This is a genomic window from Streptomyces sp. NPDC048370, assembly GCF_043200825.1.
Taxonomy (GTDB): Bacteria; Actinomycetota; Actinomycetes; order Streptomycetales; family Streptomycetaceae; genus Streptomyces.
Map to the genome: position 1 here is coordinate 21473 of NZ_JBICYI010000004.1, position 11782 is coordinate 33254.

The 11782-nt window shown below is 73.4% G+C and carries 12 protein-coding genes; 8 read left to right on the plus strand and 4 right to left on the minus strand.

Annotated elements, in window-relative coordinates; all coding sequences use genetic code 11:
• Window positions 1-44 precede the first annotated feature (44 nt).
• The gene (locus tag ACGFYP_RS10910; RefSeq protein WP_393490890.1) at window positions 45-572 is read left to right on the plus strand and encodes a DUF4240 domain-containing protein; all 528 of its coding nucleotides are present in this window, start codon (window positions 45-47) and stop codon (window positions 570-572) included.
• A gap of 117 nt (window positions 573-689) precedes the next feature.
• Here ACGFYP_RS10910 and ACGFYP_RS10915 read toward each other — a convergent pair whose 3' ends face one another.
• Window positions 690-1475, minus strand: coding sequence for an SDR family NAD(P)-dependent oxidoreductase (locus ACGFYP_RS10915; RefSeq protein WP_393489304.1), 786 nt, complete (start codon window positions 1473-1475; stop codon window positions 690-692).
• Between the two features lie 169 nt (window positions 1476-1644).
• Between ACGFYP_RS10915 and ACGFYP_RS10920 the strand changes: the two genes are divergently transcribed.
• A complete protein-coding gene (locus tag ACGFYP_RS10920; protein ID WP_393489310.1) occupies window positions 1645-2310 on the plus strand; it encodes a TetR/AcrR family transcriptional regulator in 666 nt (221 codons plus the stop codon).
• A gap of 181 nt (window positions 2311-2491) precedes the next feature.
• On the opposite strand, the gene ACGFYP_RS10925 is transcribed toward ACGFYP_RS10920, so the two are convergent.
• Window positions 2492-3019 (minus strand): GNAT family N-acetyltransferase, encoded by a 528-nt coding sequence (locus ACGFYP_RS10925; RefSeq protein WP_393489317.1) that lies wholly within the window; start codon window positions 3017-3019, stop codon window positions 2492-2494.
• Window positions 3020-3065: 46 nt separating this feature from the next.
• Here ACGFYP_RS10925 and ACGFYP_RS10930 point away from each other — a divergent pair, with 46 nt between their 5' ends.
• On the plus strand, window positions 3066-3962 hold the full coding sequence (locus ACGFYP_RS10930) for a TIGR01777 family oxidoreductase (RefSeq protein WP_393489325.1): 897 nt from the start codon (window positions 3066-3068) through the stop codon (window positions 3960-3962).
• Window positions 3963-4130: 168 nt separating this feature from the next.
• Window positions 4131-5531: an NAD(P)/FAD-dependent oxidoreductase gene (locus ACGFYP_RS10935; protein ID WP_393489331.1), complete on the plus strand. Its 1401-nt coding sequence runs from the start codon at window positions 4131-4133 to the stop codon at window positions 5529-5531.
• Between the two features lie 57 nt (window positions 5532-5588).
• Here the strand turns inward: ACGFYP_RS10935 and ACGFYP_RS10940 are convergent, their stop codons facing one another.
• Window positions 5589-7067, minus strand: a complete 1479-nt coding sequence (locus ACGFYP_RS10940; RefSeq protein ID WP_393489337.1) for a regulator — start codon at window positions 7065-7067, stop codon at window positions 5589-5591.
• 196 nt (window positions 7068-7263) lie between these two features.
• Window positions 7264-8172: a hypothetical protein gene (locus tag ACGFYP_RS10945; RefSeq protein ID WP_393489342.1), complete on the minus strand. Its 909-nt coding sequence runs from the start codon at window positions 8170-8172 to the stop codon at window positions 7264-7266.
• 286 nt (window positions 8173-8458) lie between these two features.
• Here ACGFYP_RS10945 and lipB point away from each other — a divergent pair, with 286 nt between their 5' ends.
• From lipB to ACGFYP_RS10965, 4 genes are all read left to right on the plus strand, one after another.
• Window positions 8459-9301 carry a lipoyl(octanoyl) transferase LipB gene (gene lipB, locus ACGFYP_RS10950; RefSeq protein WP_393489348.1) on the plus strand — a complete coding sequence of 281 codons (843 nt, stop codon included), beginning with the start codon at window positions 8459-8461 and terminating at the stop codon, window positions 9299-9301.
• A 106-nt stretch (window positions 9302-9407) separates the two neighbouring features.
• Entirely contained in the window at window positions 9408-10361 is a 954-nt protein-coding gene (lipA, locus tag ACGFYP_RS10955; protein ID WP_393489357.1) for a lipoyl synthase, read from the plus strand.
• Between the two features lie 384 nt (window positions 10362-10745).
• Window positions 10746-10958: a hypothetical protein gene (locus tag ACGFYP_RS10960; RefSeq protein WP_361961845.1), complete on the plus strand. Its 213-nt coding sequence runs from the start codon at window positions 10746-10748 to the stop codon at window positions 10956-10958.
• A gap of 10 nt (window positions 10959-10968) precedes the next feature.
• Window positions 10969-11673 carry a DUF4191 domain-containing protein gene (locus ACGFYP_RS10965; protein WP_361961847.1) on the plus strand — a complete coding sequence of 235 codons (705 nt, stop codon included), beginning with the start codon at window positions 10969-10971 and terminating at the stop codon, window positions 11671-11673.
• Window positions 11674-11782 lie beyond the last annotated feature (109 nt).

Sequence of the window (11782 nt, forward strand, 5' to 3'; positions counted from 1 at the left end):
TCCGGGTGCGCCGCCCTCCCCCACGGTCGATGCTGGATGCCGTGATGGACGAAACGGAGTTCTGGGAGATCATCGACTCGACCCGAGAGGCCGCCGAGGGCGATCCCGAGGAACACGCCGACCTGCTCGTCGAGCGGCTGCTGCAGCTCGACCCCGACTCCGTGCTCGATTTCGCCCGCCATTTCGAGGCCCGCTACAACCGCGCGTACCGCTGGGATCTGTGGGGCGCGGCGGCGGTGCTGCTCGAAGGGGCGAGCGACGACGCCTTCGACTACTTCCGCTGCTGGCTGATCGGGCAGGGCCGGGAGGTCTTCGAGGGCGCGGTGCACGATCCGGACGCCCTCGCCGAGCTGCTCGAGGACTTCGACGAGGAGATCGACGGGGACGGCGAGGAGCTGGGGTTCGCCGCCGACGAGGCGTACGAGCAGCTCACCGGCGCGGAGGCGCCGGATCTGGGGATTCCGCCGCAGCCCGCGGAGCCGGAGGGCACCGCCTTCGACCTGGCGGACGACGCGGTGCTCGCGGAACGCTTCCCGCGCCTGTGGGAGCGGTTCGGCGCCCCGGTCGGGTGAGGCCGCGGGACCACGTATGAGGTACGGACCCGGGGGCCGTCCCACCCCGGGTCCGTACCGGCCTGTCAGCCGCGCCTGAGCGCGCGGTCTCCCGTCGTCAGGGGTGGGTGCCGGTCGTCAGAAGTGGGTGCCGCCGTCGATGCGGACCTCGGTGCCGGTGATGAACTTCCCGTCCTCGCTCGCCAGCATCGCGACGACGCCGGCGACGGTCTCGGGCCCGGCGAAGCCCTGGCCGAGGGCGGGGGCCAGCTTCATGAAGAGGGACAGGTCGGCGTCCTCGGGCAGGCCGGGGCCGACGCTCTGCCGGCTGGCGCCGGTGCCGTCGGTCATGCCGGAGGAGATGGAGCCGGGCTGGACGGCGGTGAAGCGGATGCCCTGCTTGGCGTACTCGGCGGCGAGCGCGTGCGTCATGGACTGGATGCCGCCCTTGCTGGCCGCGTAGGCGGCCATGTACGGGTGGGCGAACATCGCCGAGGTGGAGGAGAAGTTCACGACGGCCGAGCCGTTGCCCTCCAGGAGGGCCGGGATCGCCTCGCGGATCACCAGGAAGGTGCCGGTGAGGTTGATCCGGACGACCTGCTCGAAGGAGTCGAGGGTGGTCTCGTGGGTGTGCGAGGAGCGCAGGATCCCGGCCGCGTTGACCAGCACGTCCAGGCCGCCGAGGGCGGTGACCGCGGCGGTGACGCCCTCGCGTACGGAGGTCTCGTCGGCGACGTTCACGACGACCGTGGTCAGCCGCTCGGCGTCGGCACCGGCCTTGGCGACGGTGTCCTTGAGGCCGTCCTCGCTGATGTCCGCGGCGACGACGCGCCCGCCCTCGGCGAGCATGCGCAGGACGGTGGCCTGGCCGATGCCGGAGCCGCCACCGGTGACCAGTGCGCGGCGTCCTTCGTAGCGGTTCATGTCCTGTCCGACCTCTCGATGACGAGCTTCTCGACGCCCTGACGTCTTGGTGCCTGATGGCTTGGAGCCCTCATGTCTTGATGTAGAGGACACCGTACGCCTAGGTGGCACGTTTTGTCATAGCTGCATGAAATGCAGGATCGGCAGGGGTGGGGCGTACCCTCGTACGGTGAGCACCCAGCCCGCCACCAGGCCCACCTCCCTGACCGAGCGCCGCAAGGCGGCCACCCAGCTCGACATCGCACGCGCCGCCGCCGAGCTCTTCACCGAGCGCGGCCCGGACGGGACGACGGCCGAGGACATCGCCCTGCGCGCCGGGGTCGCACTGCGCACCTTCTACCGCTACTTCCGCTCGAAGCAGGACGCCGTCGCCCCGCTCCTCGCGGGCGGCGCGGACCGCTGGCGGGAGTCGCTCGCGGCGGCGGAGCCGGGGTCGACCGTGCCGGCCGCCCTCGAACGGTCGATCGCCGAGGCGCTCGCGGGGGCCGACGAGGAGGCGGCCGAGGGGCTGCGCTGGACGCGCGGCCTGCTGCGGGCGGCCGCCGAGGACCCGGCGCTACGGGCGGTCTGGTACCGGGTCAACCAGGAGTCGGAGGAGAAGCTGCTCGCCGTCGTGGCCGAGCTCGCGGGCCCCGACGCGGACCCGCTGGAGGTACGGCTCGCGGCGGCGGCCGCCACGGACGCGATCCGGGTGGCCCTGGAGACCTGGGCGGAGACGGACGCACCGGTCCGCGGCAAGGGCGCCCCGACCGAGCTCGCGGTGCGCTGCCTGCGCGAACTCATGGGCGGGCTGGGCCCGTTGACACCCAAGCCCGTGGACGCCCAGGACGGCTGACGCCTAGGACCGCTGACGCCTAGGGCCTTTCGTTTGGATCAGGCCGGATCAGGGAGCGGGGTCTGGTGCCGTGCATCGCAAGGCGGAGGAGGGCGTCATGGCGGAGCCATGGCAACCGACGACAACGCGGCGAGGCGCGGTGCCAGACCCCGCGAGCCCGGCATGATCCAAACGAGAGGCCCTAGGGCGTGAGCGAGCGGCCCATCAGGACGTCGTCCACGTACCTGCCGTCGAGGAAGAACTCGCCGGGCAGGACCCCCTCGACGACGAAGCCCTCGGACGCGTAGAGGGCGCGGGCCGGGGCGTTGTGGCCGAGCACGCGCAGGGTGATCCGGCGGGCGCCCTGGCGTCGGGCCTCGGCCATGGCGGCGCGCAGCAGCGCGCGGGCCACGCCCCGGCCGCGCACGCTCTCGGCGACGGCGAGGCCCTGGATCTGGCGGACGTGCCGGTTGCACGCGAGCGGGGTGGCCGGAACGAGCCGCAGATAGCCGACGACCACGCCGCCGCCCGCGTCCCGGGCGCCGTCCCCCGCGTCCTCGGCCACCAGGTAGTCCTCGGGCCGGTGGCGCTCGTCGAAGAAGGGTCGGTACGGGGGTTCGGGCGCGGGCTGTACGGCGTGCAGCGGGGACCAGGTGGTCCGGTCCAGCTCCCCGAGGGCACCCTCGTCGGCGGGAACGGCCTGGCGTATGCGCGGCTCCGGCGTGATCATGGCGGCCACTGTGTCACGGGCGGGCCCGGAAGGGCAGGATGGGCGCATGCAACGCTCCCGCATCGCCGTCACCGGCGCCTCCGGACTCATCGGCTCGGCCCTGGTGCGCTCCCTGCGCGCCGACGGCCACCACGTCTCCCGCCTCGTGCGCCGTCCCGCCCGGACCGCCGACGAGGTCGAGTGGGACCCCGCGCGGCAGTACGTGGACGCGGCCGGGCTCGTCGGCGTCGACGCGGTCGTGCACCTGGCGGGCGCGGGCGTCGGCGAGCGCCGCTGGAGCGAGGCGTACAAGAAGGAGATCCGCGACAGCCGCGTGCTCGGTACGCGGGCGATCGCGCAGGCCCTCGCCTCGCTCGCCGAGCCGCCGAAGGTCCTGGTGTGCGGCACGGCGCTGGGCTACTACGGCGACACGGGGTCGCGCGCCGTCGACGAGAGCGCGCCCGCGGGCGCGGGGTTCCTGCCCTCGGTGTGCGTGGAGTGGGAGGCGGCCGCGGCCCCGGCCGAAGAGGCCGGCATCCGCGTCGCGTACGCCCGCACGGGCCTCGTGGTGGCCGCCGAGGGCGGCGCGTGGGGTCGGCTCTTCCCGGTGTTCCGCGCCGGGGTCGGCGGGCGGATGGGCGACGGACGGCAGTACTGGAGCTTCATCTCGCTGCACGACGAGGTGGCCGCCCTGCGGCACCTGGTCGACACGGAGTCCCTCTCGGGGCCGGTGAACCTGACGGCCCCGGAGCCTGTCACCAACCGGGAGGTGTCGGCGGCGATGGGCCGGGTCCTGCGCCGCCCGGCGCTCCTGACCGTCCCGGCGCCCGCGCTGCGCCTGGCGCTCGGGGAGTTCGCGGCGGACGTGCTGGGCAGTCAGCGGGTGCTGCCGAGCCGCCTGTTGGCGTCGGGGTTCTCGTTCGCGTTCCCGACGATCGACGAGTCGATCCGGGCGGCGGCCTGACCCTTCGCGGTGTGCGACCCCGTGCTCCGTGCACCCCGGTGCGCGCCGCTGGCGCGGGTGGGCACGGCTGTCCGAGGCTGGCAGGCCCTGAATGCGAACGAGGGCATTTTGGGGGCCGGTTGGGGGCATAGGCCTCCCACCAAGCCGCGCCGACCTGGGGAGGGGCACGTGCTCAGTACCGCACGCCATACGGATGTCGTCACGGACGTCGTCATTGTCGGGGCCGGAATCGCGGGGCTCGCGGCCGCGCACCGTCTGACCAGCGCCGGACTCGGCGTCACGGTCCTGGAGGCCGGCCCCCGGGTCGGCGGCCGACTGGTCACCGACGACGTCGACGGCTTCCGGCTCGACCGGGTGGGGCCGCTGCTCACGACGTCGTACGCGGAACTGCTGCGTACCCGGGGGCTCGCCGGGGTGACGCTGAGGCCGTTCGCGCCGGGGGCGCTGGTGCACAGCGACGGCCGGTACGTCCGGATCGGCGAACCGTTCCCGCACGGGCGCCGACGCGCGCCGCTCGGCCGGGGGTTCGCGCACGGCCGGGGGTCCGCGCACGGGTCCTGGCGCTCCCCTTCCATGCCCTGGCGCGTGGGGGGCGCGTACACGGTGGCGCGCGCCCTCGCGAGCGCCCCCCGCAATCCGGCGGCCTCGCTGGACCAGGCCCGCCTCGGCGCGTCCCTGGCCCGGCTCGCGGCGACGCCCGCGCAGCGCCTGATGACGCGTCAGGAGCGGACCGCGCGCGAGGCCCTGACGGCCCGGCTGCCCGCCCGTACGGTCCAGGGGGTGCTACGGCCCCTGATCGCGGCGCTGCTCGGCGATCCCGACCTGGGCACGTCCAGCCGCTACGCCGACCTGGCGCTGCGCGCGTTCGCCCGGGGGCGGGTCTCCGTGCCCGAGGGCGGCTCGGGGACGCTGCCCGAGCTGCTCGCGGCGGCGCTGCCGGAGGGCACCGTGCGGACCGGGGTCCGGGTCACGGAGGTCGGGATAGACCGGGTGGAGACGGCGGAGCACGGGGTGTTCGGCTGCCGCTCGGTCGTCCTCGCGACGGGCGCGCGGACGGCGGGCGAGCTGCTGCCGGGGCTGCGGGTGCCCGCCTTCCACCCGGTGACGGTGCTGCACCACACGGCCCCGGAGGCGCCCGCGCAGGACCCGGTCCTGCTCCTGGAGTCCGACCCGGGAGGCCCGGTCGCGCACTCGGCGGTCATGAGCACCGTCGACCCGACGCGCGCGCCCGACGGCAGGGTTCTGGTCACCTCGACGGTCCTCGGCGCACCGCCCGACGACATGGAGCGCCGGGTGCGCAAGCACCTCGCGACGCTGTACGGGACGTCGACGGACGAGTGGGAGCTGCTCGCGCTCCACCACACGCCCGACGCGATCCCCGCGATGCCGCCGCCGCACGACCCGCGCCGCCCGGTCCGGCTGCTCTCCGGCCTCTACGTCTGCGGCGACCACCGCGACACGGCCACGCCGCAGGGCGCTCTCACCTCCGCCCACCGCGCTGCCCAGGCGCTCCTGACGGACCTGGGCGTCCGGGCGCCGCAGGGCGCCCCTGCGGAGGCGGTGGCGTAGCCGCGTCTGCTGGCTTCGGCCGATCGCGGTGACCGGTGCCGGCCGGTGCCGCCCGGTTCAGCCGATCGCGGCGACGCGGTCGCGGTACGTACGGACCGCGGCCGCGTCGCGGTACGGCTCCAGGCGGCGCTCGAAGTCGCGGACGTACTCCAGGGCGCGGGCCGAGCGCATCTCGGAGGCCTGCTGGGCCGCCTCGGCGCCGAGGGCGCAGGCCTGGTCGAGTTCGCCGAGGCCGAGGCGCGCGGAGGCGAGGACCACCCGGCAGAAGAGGCGGCTGCGGGCGAATCCGGGGGCGCGGAGCTGGAGGGAGCGTTCGGCGTGCTGGGCGGCGGCACGGTACTGCTGGAGGTCCCGGTGGCAGTGCCCGAACTCGTCGGCGAGCTGCGCCTCGTCGAAGGGCCGCGCCCAGTACGGCACGTCGTCCCCGGGCCTGGCCGCCTCAAGGGCCCGCTCGGCCCGGGCAAGCGCGGCCCCGCACGCCCGCGCCTCGCCGAGCACGCCGTGCCCGCGCGCCTCGACCGAGTGCAGCATGGCCTGGACGACCGGCGGGGCGGCCGACCCGACGCCCTGCTGGGCGACCCGGGCCAGCTGCACGGCCTCGCGCCCGTGGCCGAGGTAGACGGCCTGGCGGCTCATGGTGATCAGGACGTACGAGCCGTACGCCCGGTCCCCCGCCGCCTGCGCGAGCCGCAACGCCTGGACGAAGTAGCGCTGGGCGAGTCCGTGCGCCGCGATGTCGTACGAGGTCCAGCCCGCGAGCCGGGTCAGGTCGGCGGCCGCCGCGAACAGGCGGCGGCCGACGGACTCGCCGTACGTGCCGCGCAGCATCGGCTCGGCCTCGTGCTCCAGATAGCGCACGAGGGCCTGGCGGGCGTGGCCGCCGCCGTACGCGTGGTCGAGGGTGCGGAACAGTTCGCCGACGGAGCGCAGCGCGGAGATGTCCCCGCTGGAGACCCGCTGCCCGGGCCCCCGGTCCGTGCCGCGCTGCCGGGGTACGGAGAGCCGGCCCTGTGGCGGGACGCGCGGGTCCTGCGCGAGCCGGCCGTCGGGGCCGAGCCGTCCGTTCGGCGCCGCCGGCTCGCCCCGTGCCACCCGCTCGTCGGCGCGCCCGATCAGCCAGTCCCTGCTGGGGACGACGAGGCCCGCGGGGGTGAAGGCGATCTTGCGGAGTTCGGCGTGGCTGCCGGAGTCCTTGCGCCACAGGCCGCTGACGATGTCGACCGCCTCCTCGGGGGAGGCGGCGAACTCCAGGCCCGCGTACACGGGTGCGCAGGCGTCGAGACCGAGGTCCTGGGCGGAGAGACGGCGGCCGAGGCGGCGGGTGAAGACCTCGGCGATGAGGGCGGGCGTGGTGCCCCGCGGCTGCTGACCGCGCAGCCAGCGGGTCACGGAGGTCTTGTCGTACCGCAGGTCGAGTCCGTGTTCAAGGCCGAGCTGGTCGACCCTTCTGGCCAGGCCCGCGTTGGAGAACCCGGCTTCCGCGATGAGCGCGGCGAGCTGGCGGTTCGGGATGCGCTGCGGGGGTCGTTCCGTCATCAGCTGTGCGGTCTCCTGCCTTCCGGGCCCGGGTGGAAGCCCGTGTGGACCCTCATGGAACGGCGTGAATTTAGCGGCCCTCACCGCCCATACCGCCTCCTTCGCCCCACATTCATCCGATCGTGTGAGGAACGGGAGGGAGGGTTGCCGCCTGCCGGTGCCCGGCGGCAACCCTGCGGGACGGAAGCGGGGGCCGTCAGGCGAGGGGGCGGCAGATCACCACGGCGGAGACGTCCTGCGGCGAGCCGCTGGAGTTCAGCGCGGCGACGTTCCAGCCCCAGGGCGTCGGAAGAGACTCCTGCGCGTAGACCCGGGTGCCGACGAACTGACCACCGCCGGTGGGCACCTGGTTCGTCGAAGCGCAGGTCGCGATGACACTGCCGATGTAGTTGTGCGGCGTGCGGTACGGCTCACCGAACCGTACGACGTGCGGCTGGGTGGAGCAGATCACCTGCGCGGTGATGAAACCTTCGTCGGGCGCGTGGTTGTACCCCTCGGCCCGCCACTTGTCGTTGTCGAAGGGGCCCGAGTCCTGGATCAGGAAGACCGACTGGTCGCCGGGGCCGATACCGACCGCCATGTAGCCGCCGCCGCTGGCGGTCGTTCCCGCGGGGCAGGTCGCCACCGCGTCGCCGACGCTGGAACCCGGCACGCCGTAGGTCGTGGTCTGGCGTACGGAGTGGGCCGCCTGGTCGCAGATCACGTAGGCGCGGATGCTCATGCCGCCCTGGGTGCTGTAGTTGCGCGCGGTGACGGCCCAGCCGTTGGCGGTGTCGGTCTGCTGCGGCACGGCGATCGAGGTGGAGAGGTGGGGCGAGCCGCCGTCGGTGTCGGCGCCTCCGCCCGTCGCGTAGTGGCCGGCAGGGCACTGCACCCTGGCCGACTGCTCACCGCTCGGTCCCGTGCTGCGCCACGCGCCCTCCACCCGGACGGGCCGCAGGACGGCCACCGCCTTCTTCTCGCCGGGGCGGGCGGGATCCGCGGCCGCGCTCGGGGTGTAGGCCGCCGCGGCGCTCGCGCCGGCCGTCAGGAGCGCCGCGGTGAGGAGGGGGACGAGGCGCCGGCCCCGGGGGCGGCGGGGCGGGGGAACAGGGGGAACGCTCATGGACGGTCTGGCCTCTCTGTGCCGTGCCGAGGGGTCGCTGCGCGGCAGACGCTAGGGCCGGCCCCGAGCGGCGAACCGATTCTTTCGGCCGGGACACGCCGTCACGTTCCGTACCCGGACGACGGCCCCGGTGACGGACCGTCGTGGTCCCGGGGCCCGTCTCCACCTGCCCGACCCGGTACGGCGGCGCCGCCGTACAGTGGCATGGGCGCGAATGACGCATGGTGCCGAGCCGGCCCCGGGACGATCCCCGGAACCCGGCTCGGGCACAGGAGGAGGCACTGCCGTGAGTGAGCTGCGATTCGTCCGTCTGGGCTTCGGCGAGGACGCCGTCGAGTACCAGGTGGCCTGGGACAAGCAGCGCGAGGTGCACGCCGCCCGGTTCGCCGACGAGGTCCCCGACACCTGTCTGCTCCTGGAGCACCCGCCCGTGTACACGGCGGGCCGGCGCACCGCCGACAACGAGCGCCCCCTGGACGGAACGCCGGTCGTGGACGTGGACCGGGGCGGCAAGATCACCTGGCACGGCCCCGGCCAGCTCGTCGGCTACCCGATCCTGAAGCTCCCCCGCCCGGTCGACGTCGTCGCGCACGTCCGCCGTCTCGAGGAGGCGCTGATCCTCACGGCCGCCGAGTTCGGTCTGGAGACCACCCGGATCGAGGGCCGCAGCGGTGTGTGGGTGCTCGGCGATCCCGTCGAGGAGCGCCCCGCGCTCGGCGGGCTCTCCCTGGACTTCGACCCCCGGCTGACCGACGAGGAGTTCGACCCGCGCCTCAACGGCCCCGAGTACGCCCCGTCCAACGCCGGCCAGCGCCGCGAGGACCGCAAGCTGGCGGCGATCGGCATCCGGGTCGCCAAGGGCGTCACGATGCACGGCTTCGCGCTGAACGTGAACCCGGACAACGTCTGGTTCGACCGGATCATCCCCTGCGGGATCCGCGACGCGGGCGTGGCCTCGCTGGCGAGCGAGCTGGGCCGGGACATCACGATCGACGAGGTCCTGCCGGTGGTGGAGAAGCACCTGCGGGCGGTCCTGGAGAACGCGGAGCTGAAGCCGCGCGAGATCGAGCGCGAGGCGGCGCCCACCGCTGCCCCTTCCGCGGCTGCTTCCGCGGCCGCTTCCGCCTAGGGAATGCCGGGCCCTGGCCACAGGTTGGCCAGGCGTAAACAAAACCGCATGAACAACGGGCGTACCCTGGTGTGCGCCGAAGAATCGAAGCTACAGGGAGCCGGTCGTGTCCGCAGTCGCACCCGACGGACGCAAGATGCTGCGCCTGGAGGTCCGTAACGCCCAGACCCCCATCGAGCGCAAGCCCGAGTGGATCAAGACCCGGGCGAAGATGGGACCCGAGTACACGAAGATGCAGGGCCTCGTGAAGAAGGAGGGCCTGCACACGGTCTGCCAGGAGGCGGGCTGTCCCAACATCTTCGAGTGCTGGGAGGACCGTGAGGCCACGTTCCTCATCGGCGGTGACCAGTGCACGCGGCGCTGCGACTTCTGCCAGATCGACACGGGCAAGCCCGAGGCCCTGGACCGTGACGAGCCCCGCCGGGTCGGCGAGTCGGTCGTCACGATGGACCTGAACTACGCCACCATCACCGGCGTCGCGCGCGACGACCTGGAGGACGGCGGCGCCTGGCTGTACGCGGAGACCGTGCGCCAGATCCACGAGCAGACGGCGGGCCGCGCCGACGGCCGTACGAAGGTCGAGCTGCTCGCCCCCGACTTCAACGCGGTGCCGGAGCTCCTGGCCGAGGTCTTCGCCTCGCGCCCCGAGGTCTTCGCGCACAACGTCGAGACGGTGCCGCGGATCTTCAAGCGGATCCGTCCCGGCTTCCGCTACGAGCGCTCGCTCGACGTCATCACGAAGGCCCGTGACTACGGTCTGGTCACGAAGTCGAACCTGATCCTCGGCATGGGCGAGACCCGTGAGGAGGTCAGCGAGGCGCTCCAGCAGCTGCACGCGGCCGGTTGCGAGCTGATCACGATCACGCAGTACCTGCGCCCCTCGGTCCGGCACCACCCCGTGGAGCGCTGGGTGAAGCCGCAGGAGTTCGTGGAGCTGAAGGAGGAGGCCGACGAGATCGGCTTCTCCGGTGTGATGTCGGGCCCGCTGGTGCGGTCCTCGTACCGCGCCGGTCGCCTGTACCAGCAGGCGATGGAGCAGCGCAGCCGAGCTGAAGCGTAGGTCGAGGGTCCGCCCGAGGAACGAGGGCGGACCCTCGACCGGAGCGGTAGTGAGGCGGAGCGCGACCAACAGGACGAGAAGCGTGGCGCGATCGACAACGCCACCCAGGCTGTGTGAACTCGCGCACAAGTAGTTACCGGCCGGTAATGGCCGAATCCGTCGCGGCCCGTACGGCCCCGCAGGTCAGGGGGCTCGTACGGGCCGCGTCAGCGTTTCCGGACGCGTGCAGATGGCCCCATCAACGTTTCATCAGTGTTTGACCACCGGGTCACGCGCTGGTAACACCAGTCTGTGAGCCTGGCTTCACTCACCGCCACGGCGTGAGCGCCGCACTCCGCTCCACCCCCCACCTCATCTCATCCATGCTTGAGGGAGGACCTCGCCATGCAGGCCGCGACACACGTCCGCGCCACCGCCATCCCGTCCGTCACCGACGCCCTGAAGGCCGTCGAGTCGCTGCTGCTCTCCGGCGGCCAGCGGACCGCCCGCCGCAACGCCTGGACATCGGTCCTGGAGGACCGCCGCCGGGCCAAGGACCGGGTCGAGGCCCAGCATGTGATGGAGGCCGTGGCTGGCCGCGCTTCCCGGGCCACGTAAACTTCAGGACATGGCGAGGAAGGCAAACACGGGCAGCGGTGACGCTGCGAACCAGGGACGACTGAAGCAGATCGTCCTCACGTACAAGATGACCCGAAAGGCCGACCCCAAGGTCGGGCTTGTCGTCGCGGGCGTGGGCATCGTCGTACTCGGTGTCCTCCTCGCGATCGGGTTCCTGATCGGTCACCCGGTCTACCTGGGCATTCTGGGCTTCATCCTGGCGCTGCTCGCGATGGCGATCGTCTTCGGACGACGTGCCGAGCGCGCGGCCTTCGGTCAGATGGAGGGCCAGCCCGGCGCGGCGGCGGCAGTGCTGCAGAACGTCGGGCGCGGCTGGACGACGACCCCGGCGATCGCGATGAACAAGAGCCAGGACGTCGTGCACCGCGCGGTCGGCCGGGCGGGCATCGTGCTGGTGGCCGAGGGCAACCCGAACCGGCTGAAGCCGCTGCTCGCGGCCGAGAAGAAGAAGATGGCCCGCGTCGTCGTGGACGTGCCGGTCACCGACATCATCGTCGGCAACGGCGAGGGTCAGGTGCCGCTCAAGAAGGTCCGTACGACCATGCTGAAGCTCCCGCGCGTCCTCTCGGGCCCGCAGGTGACGGCGGCCAACGACCGGCTCCGGGCGATGGGCGACCTCATGAGCAACATGCCGCTGCCGAAGGGTCCGATGCCGAAGGGCATGCGGATGCCCCGCGGCGGAAAGATGCGCTGAAACCACTGACGCGGAAGGGGGGGGGCGGGGCCCCCCCGGGGGGGGGGGGCCCCCCCCCGGGGGGGGGGGGGGGGGGGGTGGAGATTAGGGGCCTGGGGGGGGCCGGGCG

Coding starts and splice junctions, on each gene's coding strand:
- ACGFYP_RS10910 (WP_393490890.1), top strand. CDS start 45: ATGGACGAAACGGAGTTCTGGGAGATCATCGACTCGACCCGAGAGGCC.
- ACGFYP_RS10915 (WP_393489304.1), bottom strand. CDS start 1,475: ATGAACCGCTACGAAGGACGCCGCGCACTGGTCACCGGTGGCGGCTCC.
- ACGFYP_RS10925 (WP_393489317.1), bottom strand. CDS start 3,019: ATGATCACGCCGGAGCCGCGCATACGCCAGGCCGTTCCCGCCGACGAG.
- ACGFYP_RS10930 (WP_393489325.1), top strand. CDS start 3,066: ATGCAACGCTCCCGCATCGCCGTCACCGGCGCCTCCGGACTCATCGGC.
- ACGFYP_RS10940 (WP_393489337.1), bottom strand. CDS start 7,067: ATGACGGAACGACCCCCGCAGCGCATCCCGAACCGCCAGCTCGCCGCG.
- ACGFYP_RS10945 (WP_393489342.1), bottom strand. CDS start 8,172: ATGAGCGTTCCCCCTGTTCCCCCGCCCCGCCGCCCCCGGGGCCGGCGC.
- ACGFYP_RS10960 (WP_361961845.1), top strand. CDS start 10,746: ATGCAGGCCGCGACACACGTCCGCGCCACCGCCATCCCGTCCGTCACC.
- ACGFYP_RS10965 (WP_361961847.1), top strand. CDS start 10,969: ATGGCGAGGAAGGCAAACACGGGCAGCGGTGACGCTGCGAACCAGGGA.